Annotated in this window: 16 protein-coding genes, 1 tRNA gene, 1 other RNA gene and 1 pseudogene; 9 read left to right on the forward strand and 10 right to left on the reverse strand. The window is 66.9% G+C overall.

The genetic code is table 11. The annotated features are described in order from the left end of the window. Nucleotides 1-3: 3 nt before the first annotated feature. The 3 genes from G6N44_RS19555 to G6N44_RS19565 all read right to left on the reverse strand — a co-directional run bounded on the left by G6N44_RS19555 (nt 4) and on the right by G6N44_RS19565 (nt 1,972). A complete protein-coding gene (locus G6N44_RS19555; RefSeq protein WP_163666729.1) occupies nt 4-1,026 on the reverse strand; it encodes a S1C family serine protease in 1,023 nt (340 codons plus the stop codon). 50 nt (nt 1,027-1,076) lie between these two features. Then, nucleotides 1,077-1,802: a lipid uptake coordinator LucA gene (locus tag G6N44_RS19560; protein ID WP_163666732.1), complete on the reverse strand. Its 726-nt coding sequence runs from the start codon at nt 1,800-1,802 to the stop codon at nt 1,077-1,079. Between the two features lie 84 nt (nt 1,803-1,886). After that, nucleotides 1,887-1,972: transfer RNA gene (locus G6N44_RS19565), tRNA-Ser, on the reverse strand. Between the two features lie 70 nt (nt 1,973-2,042). Between G6N44_RS19565 and ffs the strand changes: the two genes are divergently transcribed. Both ffs and G6N44_RS19575 read left to right on the forward strand, forming a co-directional pair. Beyond that, an RNA gene (ffs, locus tag G6N44_RS19570) (signal recognition particle sRNA small type) lies at nt 2,043-2,137 on the forward strand. Between the two features lie 34 nt (nt 2,138-2,171). Then, nucleotides 2,172-3,452: an aspartate aminotransferase type Ic gene (locus G6N44_RS19575; RefSeq protein WP_163666734.1), complete on the forward strand. Its 1,281-nt coding sequence runs from the start codon at nt 2,172-2,174 to the stop codon at nt 3,450-3,452. 51 nt (nt 3,453-3,503) lie between these two features. Here G6N44_RS19575 and G6N44_RS19580 read toward each other — a convergent pair. Next, nucleotides 3,504-4,399, reverse strand: a pseudogene (locus G6N44_RS19580) (DUF559 domain-containing protein). A gap of 210 nt (nt 4,400-4,609) precedes the next feature. On the opposite strand from G6N44_RS19580, the gene G6N44_RS19585 reads away from it, so the two are divergent. After that, a complete protein-coding gene (locus G6N44_RS19585; protein WP_163666736.1) occupies nt 4,610-6,547 on the forward strand; it encodes a DNA polymerase III subunits gamma/tau in 1,938 nt (645 codons plus the stop codon). Between the two features lie 31 nt (nt 6,548-6,578). Here G6N44_RS19585 and G6N44_RS19590 read toward each other — a convergent pair whose 3' ends face one another. Then, entirely contained in the window at nt 6,579-7,892 is a 1,314-nt protein-coding gene (locus G6N44_RS19590; RefSeq protein WP_163666738.1) for a class I SAM-dependent methyltransferase, read from the reverse strand. A 13-nt stretch (nt 7,893-7,905) separates the two neighbouring features. Then, nucleotides 7,906-9,285: an FAD-binding oxidoreductase gene (locus G6N44_RS19595; protein WP_163666740.1), complete on the reverse strand. Its 1,380-nt coding sequence runs from the start codon at nt 9,283-9,285 to the stop codon at nt 7,906-7,908. A gap of 65 nt (nt 9,286-9,350) precedes the next feature. On the opposite strand from G6N44_RS19595, the gene G6N44_RS19600 reads away from it, so the two are divergent. Next, complete coding sequence (locus tag G6N44_RS19600; protein WP_163666742.1) at nt 9,351-9,788, forward strand: SRPBCC family protein; 438 nt, start codon at nt 9,351-9,353, stop codon at nt 9,786-9,788. On the opposite strand, the gene G6N44_RS19605 is transcribed toward G6N44_RS19600, so the two are convergent. Next, on the reverse strand, nt 9,785-10,582 hold the full coding sequence (locus G6N44_RS19605; protein WP_163670166.1) for an Rv3717 family N-acetylmuramoyl-L-alanine amidase: 798 nt from the start codon (nt 10,580-10,582) through the stop codon (nt 9,785-9,787). The two genes, G6N44_RS19600 and G6N44_RS19605, sit on opposite strands and share 4 nt — an antisense overlap. 105 nt (nt 10,583-10,687) lie before the next feature. Between G6N44_RS19605 and G6N44_RS19610 the strand changes: the two genes are divergently transcribed. From G6N44_RS19610 to G6N44_RS19620, 3 genes are all read left to right on the forward strand, one after another. After that, complete coding sequence (locus G6N44_RS19610; RefSeq protein WP_163666745.1) at nt 10,688-11,020, forward strand: YbaB/EbfC family nucleoid-associated protein; 333 nt, start codon at nt 10,688-10,690, stop codon at nt 11,018-11,020. Further along, a complete protein-coding gene (gene recR, locus G6N44_RS19615; RefSeq protein ID WP_163666747.1) occupies nt 11,021-11,632 on the forward strand; it encodes a recombination mediator RecR in 612 nt (203 codons plus the stop codon). Nucleotides 11,633-12,001: 369 nt separating this feature from the next. Further along, nucleotides 12,002-12,709 carry an MBL fold metallo-hydrolase gene (locus tag G6N44_RS19620; protein WP_163666749.1) on the forward strand — a complete coding sequence of 236 codons (708 nt, stop codon included), beginning with the start codon at nt 12,002-12,004 and terminating at the stop codon, nt 12,707-12,709. Between the two features lie 89 nt (nt 12,710-12,798). On the opposite strand, the gene G6N44_RS19625 is transcribed toward G6N44_RS19620, so the two are convergent. Both G6N44_RS19625 and G6N44_RS19630 read right to left on the reverse strand, forming a co-directional pair. Next, entirely contained in the window at nt 12,799-13,509 is a 711-nt protein-coding gene (locus G6N44_RS19625) for a type 1 glutamine amidotransferase (protein WP_163666752.1), read from the reverse strand. Then, a complete protein-coding gene (locus G6N44_RS19630; protein ID WP_163666754.1) occupies nt 13,506-14,726 on the reverse strand; it encodes a Mur ligase family protein in 1,221 nt (406 codons plus the stop codon). Before G6N44_RS19630 ends, G6N44_RS19625 begins: the two co-directional genes overlap by 4 nt. A gap of 74 nt (nt 14,727-14,800) precedes the next feature. Here G6N44_RS19630 and G6N44_RS19635 point away from each other — a divergent pair, with 74 nt between their 5' ends. Both G6N44_RS19635 and G6N44_RS29710 read left to right on the forward strand, forming a co-directional pair. Further along, nucleotides 14,801-15,790 carry a DEDDh family exonuclease gene (locus G6N44_RS19635; protein ID WP_163666756.1) on the forward strand — a complete coding sequence of 330 codons (990 nt, stop codon included), beginning with the start codon at nt 14,801-14,803 and terminating at the stop codon, nt 15,788-15,790. 34 nt (nt 15,791-15,824) lie between these two features. Then, complete coding sequence (locus G6N44_RS29710) at nt 15,825-15,959, forward strand: hypothetical protein (protein WP_264032999.1); 135 nt, start codon at nt 15,825-15,827, stop codon at nt 15,957-15,959. On the opposite strand, the gene G6N44_RS19640 is transcribed toward G6N44_RS29710, so the two are convergent. Beyond that, nucleotides 15,956-16,342 carry an SHOCT domain-containing protein gene (locus tag G6N44_RS19640; protein ID WP_163666758.1) on the reverse strand — a complete coding sequence of 129 codons (387 nt, stop codon included), beginning with the start codon at nt 16,340-16,342 and terminating at the stop codon, nt 15,956-15,958. The genes G6N44_RS29710 and G6N44_RS19640 overlap by 4 nt on opposite strands. Between the last annotated feature and the right edge of the window lie 4 nt (nt 16,343-16,346).

Raw genomic sequence — 16,346 nt, forward strand, 5'->3', positions numbered from 1 at the left:
GGACTACGGCCCGGCAGCCAGCGTGGCCTTGCCGGTGTGTTGCTGACCGCCCTGGTCCAACCAGGTCAGGCCGATCACGTCGCCCGGGTAGTGCTGATCGAGGATCAGCGTGAGGGTACGCGCCGAATCCAGCGGGGTGCTGTCGATGCCGGTGAGTATGTCGCCCGGGATCAGGCCGGCCGCGGCGGCCGGGCCGCCGGGAATGACGTCCTGGACGATCACGCCGCCGCTGCGCCGCTGCGCGGTGCGGACACCGACGCCGAGCAGGGTCGGCGGCCCGATGTGCACCGAGGCCGACGGGATGCGGGCGCGGATCTGTCCGGCGACGGCCATTGCGTCGTTGATCGGGATTGCGAACCCCTTGCCACCGGGGCCCATGCGGAAGTTCACCGACGCGGCGGTCGTCATCCCCACGACCTGCCCGGCGTCGTTGACCACGGGACCGCCGGAATCGCCGGCACGTACCGGTGCGGCGAACTCGAACAGGCCGTCGATCTCATCACTGGTACCGGTCAGCTCGTCTTCGGCGTTGACGGTGCGGTTGAACGCGCTGACGGTGCCCACCTCGTGAGTCAGGGGCGAACCGGTGCCCCCGGCATTGCCGAGCGCGACGACGGGATGGCCCGGTGCCAGCGCGGCCGAATCGCCGATCGATGCCGGTGGCAGGCCGGCCGCACCGTGCAGTTGCAGTACCGCGATGTCGTTCTGGCGGTCGTAGCCGACCAGGTCCGCGGGGAATCGCTGACCACCGACCGTGGCACTGATCGAGTTGGCGCCCTGGACGACGTGGTAGTTGGTCAGCACCTCACCGCTCGGCGACAGCACGATGCCGGTGCCGATGCCGTAGGCCTGTTGGTAGTCCACGACGGTGTCGATGCGGGCTACCGACGGTTCGACCTGCGCAGCCGCCATCTCCGGGTCGCCGGGTGCGGCACCGGCAGGGGCAATCGGGGCGATAACGGCGGCCGCGGTGGCCACTGCCACCGCGACGATCGTTCTGAACGGATGTGAGCTCACTTTGCCCATATACCCATCTTCGCTGGATAAGCACCCGATGTCGACGCGGGTGACGCGTGTCAGTCCTCGGTGGTGACTTCGCCACGCGTGCGCAGGCCGCGCCGCTTGGTGCCGTTCTTGCTTGACGGCCGGCGGTTGCGCAGGGTCTTGCCCTCGCCGTCGTCGGTCTCGTCGTCCGAAGGCTCTTTCGTCAGGTTCACCTTCGCCGGTTCTTCAGCGTCTTCGGCCTCGGCCTCGGTTTCGCCGGCGTCTTCCGTCTCTTCCGGTTCTTCGGTCTCCGGTTCGTCCGCCTCGGCGATCGCGTTCTTGCGGCCGCGGCGCTGGGCCTTCTCCCGGGTCTTGACCGGCTTCGGCGGCGGGGGCGGCAGTTCGGCGACGAACGCCAGATAGAAGGCGAAGATGCCGAGCAGCGCGATCGCGGCGGCGGCGCCGTAGATCCCGAACAGCCACGGACCGAAGCCGTCCAGCGACAGCCAGATCTCGGAGACCGCGGTGCCGACGATCAGTACCGCCGCCAGCACGTGCAGGGCGATCGACGCGGTCCGCAACCGGAGCGCCAACTCGGGGGTGGCCAGCTCCGGACGCTTGGTCCGCTGCAGCGTGAACACGACCGGCAGAGAGGCCAGGCCGATCAGCACACCGGTGACGATGCGTAGGACCAGCCCGAGCGTCGGCGGGGTGTCACCCATGAGCTCAGGCCATCGTGGGAGGACGAAGAAAAAGTAGAGGCCAGCGGCCACGATCGAAAACGACACGTGCCAGATCACCGCGACGGTGCGGCCCATACTCCTCCTCGGGTACTGAAATTGGGCCGGGGTGCGAGATGCTGATCTAGGTTGATTCAGCAGGTCGCACCCCGGACCCGAGCGCGGAGGATAGGGGATTTGAACCCCTGAGGGCTATTAACCCAACCCGCGTTCCAGGCGAGCGCCATAGGCCACTAGGCGAATCCTCCGTCGACGATCCTAACTGACGTTCCAACCAGTCCCGTAAACGCCGGGGACAGGGGTGGGTATTACACTCGCCTTGGACCCCGCGCGGCGTCCATCCTGTGAACTCCCCCAGGGCCGGAAGGCAGCAAGGGTCAACGGGCTCTGGCGGGTGCGCGGGGTCCCCTTACGTCCAGCTCATTCCGCTTCTGTGAAAGGCGCGCGGTGTCGTTCCAGTCTCTTGGCCGCGACGAGCTGCTCGCGCAGCACGAAATCCAACAGCGCAACTACGCGGAGTTGCAGGCGAAGAAGCTGAGCCTGGATCTGACCCGAGGCAAGCCGGCGCCCGAGCAGTTGGATCTGTCCAACGCGCTGCTGTCGCTGCCCGGCTCGGAAGAAGATTCCTTCCGCGACCGTACGGGTACCGATACCCGTAACTACGGCGGTCTGCACGGGCTGCCCGAACTCCGGGAGATCTTCGGCGAACTGCTCGGTATCCCGGTGCAGAACCTGATCGCGGGGAACAACGCGAGCCTGGAGATGATGCACGACGTCATCGTCTTCTCGCTGCTGCACGGCGGGGTGGACTCGGTGCGACCCTGGGCGGCGGAGGGGACGGTCAAGTTCCTGTGCCCCTCGCCCGGATACGACCGCCACTTCGCGATCACCGAGTCCTTCGGGATCGAGATGATCGCGGTGCCGATGCGCGAGGACGGGCCCGACGTCGACCTGATCGAGGAACTCGTCGCGGCTGATCCGGCGATCAAGGGCATGTGGTGCGTACCGGTGTTCGGCAACCCGACCGGCGTCACCTATTCCTGGGAAGTTGTCCGGCGTCTCGTCCAAATGCGCACGGCGGCAAATGATTTCCGGTTGATGTGGGACAACGCGTATGCGGTCCACACGTTGACCGGCGAGTTCGTCCGCCAGGTCGACGTGCTGGGGCTGGCCGAGGCGGCCGGCAACCCCAACCGTCCGCTGGTGTTCGCCTCGACCTCCAAGATCACCTTCGCCGGGGCCGGGGTGAGCTTCCTGGGCGGTTCGTTGGGCAACATCGCCTGGTACCTGCAGCACGCGGGGAAGAAGACGATCGGTCCGGACAAGATCAACCAGCTGCGGCACAGCCGCTTCTTCGGCGACGCCGACGGCGTGCGGTTGCAGATGCAGCGTCACCGCGAGCTGATCGCTCCCAAGTTCGCCCTGGTCGCCGAGATCCTCGAGGACCGGTTGGGTGAGTCGAAGATCGCGTCGTGGACCGATCCCAAGGGCGGCTACTTCGTCAGCCTCGACGTGTGGCCCGGCACGGCCAAGCGCACCGTCGCGTTGGCCAAGGACGCCGGGATCGCGGTGACCGAGGCGGGTGCGTCCTTCCCGTATCGCAAGGACCCCGAGGACAAGAACATCCGCATCGCGCCGACGTTCCCGTCGCCGTCCGATGTGCGCGATGCGATCGACGGCCTGGCCACCTGCGCCCTGCTCGCGGCGACCGAGCAGCTTCTGCGTTGACTTAGAACTGACGCTGCTTTTGTGCGAGTAGCGGTGTGCGTGGAATCAAAGTCAGCAGCCGAGTTCCAATGGGGGACCGGCCAGCGGCGTCCGGCGCGGCGTGATCCCGAGTTCTGGTCGCCAAAGTCGATCCCATTCGCGTTCCACCCGGGCGATGATGGCGGGCCGTCGGTGCCCCGCGGCCACTCTCACGTGGGTCCAGCCGGCTCGCGTGATGTAGTCGGCACGCACGATGTCATAGCCGAGCTGATCGGCGTGCTGCACGCCCTCGTATTCGACCGCCAGCTTCAGTTCCTCCCAACCCATGTCGAGGAAGTACCTCGGGTAGCCGTCGGGCCCGAGCACCGGTATCTGTGTCTGCGGCCGCGGAAAACCTGCGTCGATGAGCATCAGCCGCAGCCAGGTTTCTTTCGGGACTGGCCGCCGGGGTCGAATAGATCCAGCGCCCATTCGAGTTGTCGCAGGCCACGGGCGTGGCGGTGGTGTGCGGCCAGCGTCAGCACGTCGTCCGCCTTTAGTCCGGTGGCTCGAGCAAGTGCGTCGAGCCGCGCGACGGCCGCACCGACCAACCCGCGGCGTCCAAGGTCGAAAGCAGTGCGCTCGACGCTCGTGACCGACAGACCGTCGATCATCGTGACCTCCCCGTCGCAGATCAGGTCCTGGCGCGTGATCACCTGCTCGGGTGGCTTGGTTTTGGTGCTAATCAACTCGATCGGAACGTCGTCGGCCACCCACTTCGAGCCATGGAGCGCCGATGCGGCGGCACCCGCGATCACCGCGTTACGGCCCGACCACAACCATGCCGCCGTACTACGTTGCCGCAGCGACACGGCAGTTTGCTTGTCCACGTATATGTTCGGCAGGATCGTGCGGTGGTAGCGGCTGAGCTGGTAGCGGTTGACGACGCCGGCTGACAGGGCTTCGGTGCCGATGAAGGGCTCGCTCATCAGGCGAGAGTCGCCGGTGACGAGGACAGGCATGGGTGGGTGCCGGTCTCGACGTAGCCACCTGTGGATGAATCGCGCTCTGTGCAGATCTCTGTGTTGATCTCTGTGTTGACTTTGAGCTGACGCTGCATTTGTACGGGCAACGGTGTGCGTGGTGTCAAAGTCAACGGGCACCCGCGCGGCGTCAGATCCAGTCGGTAGCCTTCTCCCGTGGCTCTATACCGCAAATACCGGCCGGCAAGCTTCGCGGAAGTCGTTGGGCAGGAACATGTCACCGAGCCGCTATCTACCGCGCTGACCGCGGGCCGGATCAACCACGCCTATCTGTTCTCCGGACCACGGGGTTGCGGCAAGACATCGTCGGCGCGCATCCTGGCCCGCTCGCTCAACTGTGCCGACGGCCCCACTCCTACACCGTGCGGCTCATGCGATTCGTGCGTGGCGCTGGCGCCGAACGGTTCGGGCAATGTCGACGTCGTCGAACTCGACGCCGCCAGCCACGGTGGTGTGGAAGACACCCGCGAACTGCGTGACCGGGCGTTCTACGCGCCGGCCCAGTCGCGGTACCGCATCTTCATCATCGACGAAGCGCACATGGTCACCACGGCTGGTTTCAACGCGCTGCTCAAGATCGTCGAAGAGCCACCCGAGCACCTGATCTTCGTGTTCGCCACCACCGAACCGGAGAAGGTGCTGCCGACCATCCGGTCGCGTACGCATCACTACCCGTTCCGGCTGCTGGCTCCGCGGACCATGCGTCCGCTGCTGGAGCGCATCTGCGCCGAGGAGAACGTTCACGTCGACGATGCGGTGTACCCATTGGTCATCCGGGCGGGCGGCGGTTCACCCCGTGACACGCTCTCGGTGCTCGATCAGCTGCTGGCGGGCTCCGAGCAGGGTGCCGACGGCAACCACATCACCTATCAGCGGGCGTTGGCCCTGCTCGGCGCCACCGACATGGCACTCATCGACGACGCGGTCGAGGCGCTGGCGGCGGGGGATGCTGCTGCGCTGTTCGGCGCCGTCGAAGCCGTAATCGACGCCGGCCATGATCCGCGACGGTTCGCCACCGATCTGCTGGAGCGCTTCCGCGATCTGATCGTGCTGCAGGCCGTGCCCGACGCGGTCACCCGCGGCGTGGTGGACGCGCCGACCGATGTGCTCGAGCGGATGCGTGAGCAGGCGGCCAAGGTGGGTTCGGCCACGCTGGCCCGCTACGCCGAGGTGGTGCACGCCGGGTTGGGCGAGATGCGCGGTGCCACCGCACCGCGGCTACTGCTGGAAGTGGTGTGCGCCCGGCTGCTGCTGCCCTCGGCCCATGACACCGAGTCGGCGCTGCTGCAGCGCATCGAACGTATCGAGACCCGGCTGGACATGTCACTCCCGGCCGGTGAGGCGTCGTCGTCATCGGCGGCCCGGTCTGTCGAATCCACCGCCGAGCCCACCAAGACGTTCGCCCGCCGCAGCCAGGCTGCCCCGAAGGCCGCCCCCGCTGAGCCTCCTGCGTCGCCCCCGGCGCCTCCGCCTCCTGTTCCGGAACCGGAGCCCGAGCCACCGCTCCCGCCGGAGCCCGACTTCGAGCCCGAGCCCGCCGCAGAACCTGAGCCGGAACCCCAACCGGCGCAGGCGTCGGTGGCCCCGGGCGGCGAGCCCAACGCCGCTGCGGTGCGCTCGATGTGGACCACGGTGCGGGAGAAGGTGCGCGAGCGCAGCCGTACCACCGAGGTCATGCTCGCGGGCGCCATCGTGCGGGCAGTCGAGGACAGAACCCTTGTGCTGTCCCATGACTCACCACCGCTGGCCAAGCGGCTCACCGAGTCGCGCAATGCCGACGTGATCCGCGACGCATTGAAGGATGCGCTCGGGGTGGACTGGCAGATCCGATGTGAGGTCGGCACTGCGGAGGCGGCCCCACCGCCCCCGCCAAAGGCTGCGAAGGCCCCGCCACGGGTGCCCACCCGGCCGGGCCGCGTCATTCCCGAACCGAAGCCGGTCCCCGATCCGGAACCGCCGCCGTCCCCGGAGCAGGAAGAGGCAGAGATGCTCGCCGAGGCTTCGCAGAGCGAGGCCGGGCCGCGTCGCGACCCCGAAGAGGTAGCCCTCGAGCTGCTGCAGAACGAACTGGGTGCGCGGAAGATCGAGAGCTGACAGGCCTCGCCGTCCGCCCAGGGTTGCAGACCTAGGCCGTCCACCACGGCCGCAGCGGCAGACCGCCGTCATTGCCGCTCTCGTCGAGTTTGACGGCCAGAACCTGGTGTAGCTGAACGATATTCGTCTCGAAGCCGAGCCGGGACCCGGCCATGTACAGGCCCCACACCTTTGCGGTGGGCAGCCCGACCTCGGCGACGGCGGCGTCCCAGTGCTCGACGAGGTTGGCGCACCAGTCGCGCAGCGTCATGGCGTAATGGTGGCGCAGGTTCTCCTCGTGCATGACCTCAAGACCGACGTCCTGCACTTCGGTGATGATGCGCCCGGAGCCGGTCAGCTCCCCGTCCGGGAACACGTAGCGGTCGATGAACCCCCCGGCGGCCGCTCCGCTGCGGTTGTCGTGACGGGTGATGCAGTGGTTGAGCAACAGCGCGCCGGGGCGCATCTTCGACTGCAGGAAACCGAAGTACGACGGGTAGTTGTGCACTCCGATGTGCTCGGTCAGGCCGATCGAGGACACCGCGTCGAAACCGGTCTCGGCGATGTCGCGGTAGTCGCCGTGCCGCACCTCGGCCAGGTCTTCGAGCCCTTCGCTGACGATGGCCTGTTGTGCCCAGCGGGCCTGCTCCCGCGACAGCGTCACCCCGAGCGCGTTGACGCCGTGGCGTGCCGCGTAACGCACCATGCCGCCCCACCCGCAGCCGACGTCGAGCAACCGGTCGCCCGGCTGTAGCCGCAGCTTCTCGAACACCAGTCGGTACTTGTTGTCCTGTGCCTCTTCCAGGCTGGCGTCGGTGTCCGGGTAGCACGCGCAGGTGTAGGTCATCGACGGCCCGAGCACCCATTCGTAGAAGGTGTTCGACACGTCGTAGTGATGGTGGATCGCGTCGGCATCACGGGTCTTGCTGTGCCGCAGGCCTTCCACCACTCGCCGCCATCGCGGCAGGGCTTCCTGGGGCGGTGGTGCGATGGGTTTGAGGTGCTCGATGCCGATGGAGCGGACGATGTTGGCCAGCACCCGGGCGGACGGACGCTTGAACGCCATCTTCTCGGCCAGCGCGCACAGCAGCGGATACGGGTCGCCCGGATGTACCCCGTACATGTCGAGGTCGCCGGACACATATGCGCGGGCCAGGCCCAGATCACCTGGGGCAGTCGCCAGATACGTGGTGCCGCGCGGGGTCTTGAGGTCCAGTCCGAGGGTGGCATCGACCGGGCCGGAGGCGCTGCCGTCGTACGCGGTGAATTTCAGGGGTTGGGACCCTGACGCGAAGATCTCCAGGATCTCGGCGAGGTTGAGTTTGCGATCGCCTGCGTGCGTCGAGTGTTCCTTGAAGGTGGTCATCGCTGTTCTCCGTTCATCGGCGCAGCACGGCTTTCGAGTACAGGTCAAACAGTCGCGAATCGGGATCGTAGGACTTCTTGAGGGTCTGGTAGGCCTCGCCACCGTAGAGGTTGTCGAAATCCTCACGCGAATAATAGGAATCCGAATACAGGGACTTGTGTCCGTCGAGTTCGCTGACCTTGGCCTCGATCAGCTTGTTGGTGTGTGCTTCGACCGGGCCGACCGGAACCGAGGACCAGAATCCGACGTTGACGTACGTGTGATGGGGCCGCAGTGGATAGAGCGGCCAGCGGGATTCCTCGCGTAAGCGCAGGGGGCACAGCCAGATCGGTTCGATCGGCACGTTCTCCAGGAACCACGAGAGGAACCGTTCACAGTTTTCTATGGGCACCTCGATGTCCTGCACCACCCGCTCGCGGGGCGGGCGGCCGTGCCGTTTCTCGATCCGGTCGGCGATGCCGAACCGCTGGTCGTAGCCGATGAGCTTCCAGTAGAAGCTGCTGCGGCGCAGCTTGCGGGGCCAGAGCCGCCGGATCGTCGGGTTCTGCGCGCCGAATGCCCGTGAACACCAGAACCAGTCGGTGTCCCATCGCCACAGGTAGTCGTGAATCGTCAGCCGGTCGTGCTTTTCACCGTGCGCATGCTGGATCGAGCGGTAGTAGATGTTCTGGCCGGTGTAGTCGCTGACCGGGCCCGGTGTCGTCGTCTTGAAGCCGACACACAGGTAGCTTTCGTCGGCGCTGAACACGACGCCGTCGAGGTAATCGACCGGCTCGCCGTCGAGTCCGCCGGTCTCGATGATCCGGTCCATCGCCGAGACGAGCTCGGCCAGTGAGTGAAAGCGCAGGTGGCGCAGGCTGACAAATGGTGTGACCGGCTCGAGTTCGATCCGAAGTCGGGTCGAATACCCCAGCGTGCCATAAGAATTGGGAAATGTTCGAAACAAGTCGCCATGCTGGTCCGGCGATGCGGTGACGATTTCGCCTGCCCCGGTGAGGATGTCCATCTCCAGCACCGATTCGTGCGGCAGACCGTTGCGGAACGACGTCGACTCGATACCGAGCCCGGTGACCGCACCACCCAGCGTGATGGTCTTGAGTTGCGGCACCACCAGTGGGGCCAGACCGTGCGGCAGCGTCGCCGCCACCAAGTCCTCGTAGGTGCACATGCCGGCCACGTCGGCCGTGCGGGCTTGGACGTCGACCGCAATCACATTGGTCAGACCCGTTACGTCCAAACCGCTGACGCCACTGCGATCGCGCACGCGAAACAGGTTCGACGTGGGCTTGGCAAGCCGCACCGTCGAATTGGGCGGCATGGCACGGTAACTGTCCAGGAGGCGCTGCACACCCAGGGCATGGACAGCTTGTGCGTCAGTCGTAGCAACGGACACACATATACGCTAGTCGGAGGTTGCCGACCTTGCGACCGCAGACACGAGTTGAAGGAGTTTCAGTCATGGGACAGGTCAGTGCGGTCAGCACGGTTCTGATCAACGCCGAGCCGGCCGCTGTGTTCGCCGCCATCGCGGACTACCAGACCGTGCGCCCGAAGATCCTTTCCTCGCACTACCGCGATTACCAGGTGCTCGAGGGTGGTCAGGGTGCAGGCACCGTGGCGAGTTGGAAGCTGCAGGCCACCGAGTCGCGGGTGCGTGACATCAAGGCCTCGGTGGATGCGGCCGGTCACACGGTGATCGAGAAGGACGCCAACTCCAGCCTGGTGACCAACTGGACCGTCGCCCCCGCGGGCAACGGATCGTCGGTCAACCTCAAGACCAGCTGGACCGGTGCCGGCGGCGTCAAGGGGTTCTTCGAGAAGACGTTCGCACCGCTGGGGCTGCGCAAGATCCAGGACGAGGTGCTGGCGAACCTGAAGAGAGAAGTCGAAAGCTAGCCCGCCGGGGTCGCGGCCTGGGTGCCCAGGAAGGCCACGACGCCCCGAGCGATGGCCTCGGCGTACTTCTGCTGACCCTCCGGGGTCTTCATCAGGCTGGAGTCGACCGGGTTCTTCATGTTGCCGCACTCGACGAGGATCGACGGGAACTGCGCCAGGTTGAGCCCGGCGATGTCCGAGCGGGCGTCCAGGCCGCCCGAACCGATGTAGGTGGCGGGCGGGATACCCGACGCGGACAGTTGATCGCGCATGGTCTTGGCGAACTGCACTGACGGTCCGGCCTGCGCATTGTTCAGTGGCGGCGACGAGTAGAGCACGTGGAAGCCGCGACCGTTGGCCGGGCCGCCGTCGGCGTGGATGGACACGATGGCGTTGGGGCGCAGTGCGTTGGCCATCGATGCGCGTTCGTCGACGCACGGTCCCAGCGCGTTGTCGTTGCCGCGCGACATCGCGGTGCGCACCCCCAGCTGGTTCAGGATGGCGCGCACCCGCAGGGTCGTGTCCCAGGTGAAGGTGTGTTCGGGGTACCCGTCCTCGGTGGAGGTGCCGCTGGCCTGGCAGTCCTTGGTGCCGCCGCGGCCCGTCGGCACCTGGCGGCTGATCGATCCGTCGTTGGCGCCGTTGTGGCCGGGATCGAGGAAGACGATCTTCCCGGCGACGTTCGATGGGGCGGCGGTGGCGTGAGGTGTGTCGACGACCGCGGTCGCGGTCGCGGCAAGAAGGACGCAGCTGATCGCCCTGGTCGCTTTGACGGTGCCGACACGCACGCAGGCTGGGACTCGCACGGGCGCCACGCTAGCCCGCACGCCGTCTAGGCTGAAAGCTCGAATCGCCGCCGACAGGCGAGAGCAACCAAGTCGAGACCAAGACGCAATCAACACGGCAAGGGGATCCAGTCAATGCAACCCGGAGGCACACCCGACATGTCGGCGCTGCTGGCGCAGGCGCAGCAGGTACAGCAGCAGCTCATGGAGGCGCAGGAGGCGCTCGCCAATTCCGAGGTGCACGGCCAGGCCGGTGGCGGACTGGTGCAGGTCACGGTCAAGGGCAGCGGTGAGGTGATCGCGGTGGCCATCGATCCCAAGGTGATCGATCCGTCCGACCCCGAGACCCTGCAGGACCTCATCGTCGGCGCCCTCGCCGATGCCTCCAATCAGGTGAACACCCTGGCCCAGAGTCGGCTGGGTCCGCTGGCCGGCGGTCTGGGTGGGTTCGGACTTCCGGGGCAGTGAGTGTTTGAAGGCCCGGTCCAGGATCTGATCGACGAACTCGGCAAGCTGCCGGGGATCGGGCCCAAGAGCGCGCAGCGGATCGCCTTTCACCTGCTGAGCGTCGAACCGCCCGACATCGACCGGCTGACCGCGGTGTTGGGCCGCGTCCGTGACGGCGTCACCTTCTGCGCGGTGTGCGGCAACGTCTCCGATGAGGAACGATGCCGAATCTGCAAGGATTCGCGCCGCGATGCCTCGCTGATCTGCGTCGTCGAGGAACCCAAGGATGTGCAGGCTGTCGAGCGCACCCGTGAGTTCCGCGGCCGCTATCACGTCCTGGGTGGGGCACTGGATCCGTTGTCAGGTATCGGGCCCGATCAGTTGCGCATCCGGGAGCTGCTCAACCGGATCGGTGAACGGGTCGACGGCGTCGACGTGGCCGAGGTGATCATCGCCACCGACCCGAACACCGAGGGTGAGGCCACCGCGACCTATCTGGTCCGGATGCTGCGCGACATCCCCGGCCTGAGTGTCACCCGCATCGCCTCGGGCCTGCCGATGGGTGGTGACCTGGAGTTCGCCGACGAGCTCACCCTGAGCCGGGCATTGGCCGGCCGCCGCGCTCTCACCTAATTTCGCCGAAACGGTATTTCAGCAGAAAATGTGCGAGTGGGGGAGGTACACGTCGGCACTGAAGCCATCGCGAAAGGTCTCGTGACCCGATATGAGCTGTCCACATTCCCCGAAATCATGTGCCTTCCCTGCGCGACCGGACTGTGGGCGCATGGCTGTGGACGCACCGCGAAGGCTCGTGTCCGGGGTCGCGGCTTCGGCTCTGCACGGAGCTGAGTGGATTGACGACGATGTCGCGATCGAGCTCGTCTGGGGCATTGACGGCCCGTGGTTGGGACGGCGCCCTCCGCGAAACTGCATTCCGGCCGCGGAAGTACGGGTAGCAGCCTGCTGGAATGCAGTTTCGGCGAGAGCCACTACCGTCGAATCATGCCTGACCTACTCCAGATGTCGGCCTCGCTCTATCGATTGCGCATCCCCGGTGAACGCGCACACCTGCTCAACAGCTACCTGTGGACCGAGTCCGACGGGGTCACGTTGATCGACACCGGTTGGCCGGACAGCGCCGGGTTGATTACCGACGCGCTCACCACGCTGGGTATGCGGCGCATCCACGTCAAGCGCATCGTGCTCACCCACTTCCACGAGGACCATTGCGGCTCGGCCGCAGAGATCGCCGCATGGTCTGACGTGGAGGTCATCGCCGGTGCGGGCGACGCCGGGTACGTGCGCGGCGAGCCGGGTCCGCTGCCGGTGTTGACCGACTCGGAGCGGACACTTCGCCCAGATATCGACGAACCTCCGAACGGTCCGGCCTGCCGGGTGGATCGGGTGGTGAGCGACGGTGACGTACTCGAATTCGCCGGCGGTGCCCGGGTGATCGAGATTCCTGGCCACACCCCGGGCAGCATCGCGCTGTACCTGCCGGATGCCGACGCCGTGCTTACGGGTGATGCGATCGCCGAGTTCAACGGCCGGCTGATCCTCGGGGTGTTCAACACCGACCGGGCGGCAGCCTCCCGTGCGGTGGGGATTCTCGCCGCCACCGGGGCGCAGCGTGCCGGATTCGGCCATGGGGAGCCGATTCTCGTCGATGCCGCTGCACGGATCGCCAAGGCGGTCGACGCTTTCGCATAACTGCCGCGAAACGGTATTCCGGCAGGAAAAGTTCGGGTAACGGTCTGTGCTGGAATACCGTTTCGGCGCAAGAGTCGCGAAAGCGCGAGCTACGCCCGGCGCGGGGCGGCCAGGCGTTCGCGGCGCAGCAGATCGACCTCGGGCAGCTGAAGAGGCGGCAGTTCACCGACGACTTGCGAAAGCAGGTGATCGGCCAGCTCCGGATTGCGCGCCAGGCATGGCCCATGGAGATAGGTGGCTATCACGCTGCCCTGCACGGCCCCGTCGAATCCATCGCCCAACCGGTTTCCCGCACCCTTGGTGACTGCGGCCAGCGGCCGGGCATCGGGGCCCAGAACCGTTCCGCCACGGTGGTTTTCGAATCCGGTCAACGGCTGCGAAAGTCCATCCAGGAGTGGCTTCGAGGCTACCTCGCCGATGGTCCGGGTCTCCTGCGGTGAGGTGGTGACGTCGAGCAGTCCGACGCCCTCGACCCGTTCACCGGCGGAGGTCTCGTACCAGTGTCCGAGCACCTGGATGGCCGCGCAGATGGCAAGCACCGGGGCGCCTCGCGAAACCGCCTGTTGCAGACCGGGATACCGGGTCAGGTGTTTGGTGGCCAGCCGCTGCGCATAGTCCTCGGCGCCGCCGAGGGTGTACAGATCCAGGGAGTCGGGTACGGCGTCATCCAGCGTGATCTCCACGATCTCGGCGTCGATGCCGCGCAGCCGCAACCGTTGCCGCAGTACCACCGCATTGCCGCTGTCGCCGTAGGTGCCCATCACGTCGGGCAGGACCAGCCCGATCTGCACAGCACTCATGAGATCCGCCGATTCAGTTGCAGGAACGCGGTGTAGTTGGCGATCACCTCGACGTGCCCTGGTGGGCAGGAGCCGATCGCGGCGACGGTGTCGTGCACCAGCGAGTGTTCGACGCCGGCGTACCCGAGCCGCACCGCCAGGTCGGTGCCGCGCTCACCGGCAGCGACCACGACCGTGTCATCAAAATGTTCGAACCGGACATCCCACAACCACGACAGGTCCTCGCCGTCGGGCACCTGCCCGTTGACGGAGATGACGACGCCGGCTCCGTGCTTGTCCACCATGGACAGCGCTTCCTGCCAGCCGGCCGGGTTCTTGGCGAGCAGGATCCGGGCGGTGTGCGCGCCGATCTGCACGATGCGGTATCGACCGGCCACTTCGTCGACGGTCGATACCGCCGCGACTGCGGCAGCCGGATCCGCGCCGAGTGCCACCGCGGCGGCGACGGCCTGGGTGGCGTTGCCGCGGTTGACGGCGCCGGGCAGGGCCAGTGTCATCGGTAGGACGAGACCGTCCGGACCGTAGATGTGGGTGTCGTCGAACCACCACTGCGGGCTGGGCCGCTTGAAGTCGGTGCCCGTGGAGCGCCAGTCCCGCCCGTCGCGCACGATGATCTCGCCGGACCGCGGGCAGCTCACCGAGTCACCCGACCAGCTGCCGCCGGCGGCCACCCACACCACGTTGGGGCTGTCATAGGCGGCCGAGGTCATCAGCACGTCGTCGCAGTTGGCCACGATCACCGCGTCGCGGTGGCGCGCCAGCCCGCCGCGCAGGGTGCGTTCGATGTGGTTGATCTCACCGACCCGGTCGAGCTGATCGCGGGACAGGTTCAGCAGGACGATCACCGACGGTTCCACGGCGTCCGACACGTGCGGGACGTGCATCTCGTCGACTTCCAGGGCCGCCAGCTCGGCGTCGCGCGCCGCGGCCAGTGCCGCGACCAGGCCGGCGTCCATGTTGGCGCCCTCGGAGTTGCTGGCCACGGGACCAAGCGTGGCCAGCGCGGCCGCGGCCATCCGGGTGGTGGTCGATTTGCCGTTCGTACCGGTCACGACGATGCTGCGGCGTCCCTGTCCCAGCTGTTCAAGGATCGAGCGGTCCAGCGTCATAGCGACCAGTCCGCCGATCATCGCGCCCGCGCCGCGGCCGGTAACGCGCGACGCCCAGCGTGCGGTTGCTCCCGCGGCCAGTGCGGCGCGCCCTCGGATGGTCAGCATTCCGGCGATTTTAGGGGCACGACACGCAAGCGCGCCGGGCGACTCTGTCGGGCCTGCGTGCCATCCTGACGAATATGAGCAGCGCGTGGGGCAGGCCGGCGGAGGAGCCGGGAGCGGGCTGGGCGGTCGTCGACGTGGAGACCACCGGCTTCCGGCCGGGTCAGGCGCGCATCGTCAGCGTCGCCGCACTGGCGGTCGGGGACGACGGCAATGTCGAGCGCAGCGTCGCCTCCCTGTTGAACCCGGGCGTGGATCCCGGGCCGACGCATGTGCACGGGCTGACCACCGAGATGCTGGAAGGCCAGCCGACCTTCGGTGACGTCGTCGACGAGCTGAGCGATGTGCTGAGCGGACGCACTCTGGTGGCCCACAACGTCGGTTTCGACTACAGCTTCCTGACGGCCGAGGCCGAGCTGGTCGGAGCTGAGCTGCCCATCGACAGCGTGATGTGCACGGTGGAACTGGCCCGTCGGCTGGCGCTGGGCACCGAGAACCTGCGCCTGGAGACGTTGGCGGCGCACTGGGGTGTGAGTCAGATGAAGCCCCACGATGCGCTTGACGACGCGCTGGTCCTGGCGCAGATCCTGAAACCCACCCTGGCCAGGGCCCGCGACCGCAAGGTGTGGCTGCCGCTGCGGGAGGTGAGTCGCCGGAGGTGGCCCAACGGCCACATCACCCACGAAGAGCTGCGGCCGTTGAAAGTGCTGGCGTCGCGGCTGCCGTGTGAGTACGCCAACCCGGGCGTCTACGTGCCAGGGCGGCCGCTCGTGCAGGGTATGCGGGTGGCGCTGTCGGCGGAGGTGGTGCGCACCCACGAAGAGCTGGTGGAGCGCATCCTGCACGCCGGGCTGTCCTACACCGACCTGGTGGACCAGCAGACGTCCCTGGTCATCTGTAACGAGCCGACACCCGATCAGGGCAAGGGCTATCAGGCTGCCGAGCTGGGGGTGCCGCTACTCGACGACGAGACGTTCATGGGACTGCTGACCCACGTCGTCGGTGGCGCCGATATCGAGGAGTTCTGCGACACCCCCGCAGAGAGCGATCAGTACACGCTCTTCTGAGGCGTAGTTAGGGGCCGCGCGACCGTGCGGCGCAGTGACAACACTGCTCAACGAAAGATTGCTGGACCAGTCGAATGCAGTCACCGCGCATGACTTCGCCGCCCAGGCCGTCACCTGGTGCACCCGAATTCTCGGGACCGGTACCGGCCTGGGCGGCTCAGCGGTCTAGCTCAGCGCCTTGGCCTTCAGCCCGTCGAACTCGGCCTGGCTGATTGTGCCTGCGTCCAGCAAAGCCTTGGCGTCGGCGATTTCCTGAGCCGGGGACCGGCCCGCTGCCTCACGGATGTAGTTGTCCGTATCCTGCTTGGCCGCCAGCGCCGCCGCCTGCGCCCGCTCGGACATGCCCTTACCGCGGGCGATCAGGTAGACCAGCGCGGTCAGCCACGGCAGCGCGATCAGGAAGATCACCCACACGGCCTTGACCCAGCCCGAGGTCTTGTGGTCACGCCAGAACAGGTCGGTGAGGATCTGGAACAGGACCAGCAGGTAGGCGATCCAGGCGAAGATGATCAGGAAATGCCAGAGGAAATCCCACGTCGAGCCCCAGTCCATGGAC

Source organism: Mycolicibacterium alvei, from assembly GCF_010727325.1.
Taxonomy (GTDB): domain Bacteria; phylum Actinomycetota; class Actinomycetes; order Mycobacteriales; family Mycobacteriaceae; genus Mycobacterium; species Mycobacterium alvei.

What these genes read in the sequence shown, in the direction of transcription:
- G6N44_RS19555 (WP_163666729.1), bottom strand. Translation starts at nt 1,026, where the DNA reads ATGGGCAAAGTGAGCTCACATCCGTTCAGAACGATCGTCGCGGTGGCA.
- G6N44_RS19560 (WP_163666732.1), bottom strand. Translation starts at nt 1,802, where the DNA reads ATGGGCCGCACCGTCGCGGTGATCTGGCACGTGTCGTTTTCGATCGTG.
- G6N44_RS19590 (WP_163666738.1), bottom strand. Translation starts at nt 7,892, where the DNA reads ATGACCACCTTCAAGGAACACTCGACGCACGCAGGCGATCGCAAACTC.
- G6N44_RS19600 (WP_163666742.1), top strand. Translation starts at nt 9,351, where the DNA reads ATGGGACAGGTCAGTGCGGTCAGCACGGTTCTGATCAACGCCGAGCCG.
- G6N44_RS19610 (WP_163666745.1), top strand. Translation starts at nt 10,688, where the DNA reads ATGCAACCCGGAGGCACACCCGACATGTCGGCGCTGCTGGCGCAGGCG.
- G6N44_RS19620 (WP_163666749.1), top strand. Translation starts at nt 12,002, where the DNA reads ATGCCTGACCTACTCCAGATGTCGGCCTCGCTCTATCGATTGCGCATC.
- G6N44_RS19625 (WP_163666752.1), bottom strand. Translation starts at nt 13,509, where the DNA reads ATGAGTGCTGTGCAGATCGGGCTGGTCCTGCCCGACGTGATGGGCACC.
- G6N44_RS19630 (WP_163666754.1), bottom strand. Translation starts at nt 14,726, where the DNA reads ATGCTGACCATCCGAGGGCGCGCCGCACTGGCCGCGGGAGCAACCGCA.
- G6N44_RS19635 (WP_163666756.1), top strand. Translation starts at nt 14,801, where the DNA reads ATGAGCAGCGCGTGGGGCAGGCCGGCGGAGGAGCCGGGAGCGGGCTGG.
- G6N44_RS19640 (WP_163666758.1), bottom strand. Translation starts at nt 16,342, where the DNA reads ATGGACTGGGGCTCGACGTGGGATTTCCTCTGGCATTTCCTGATCATC.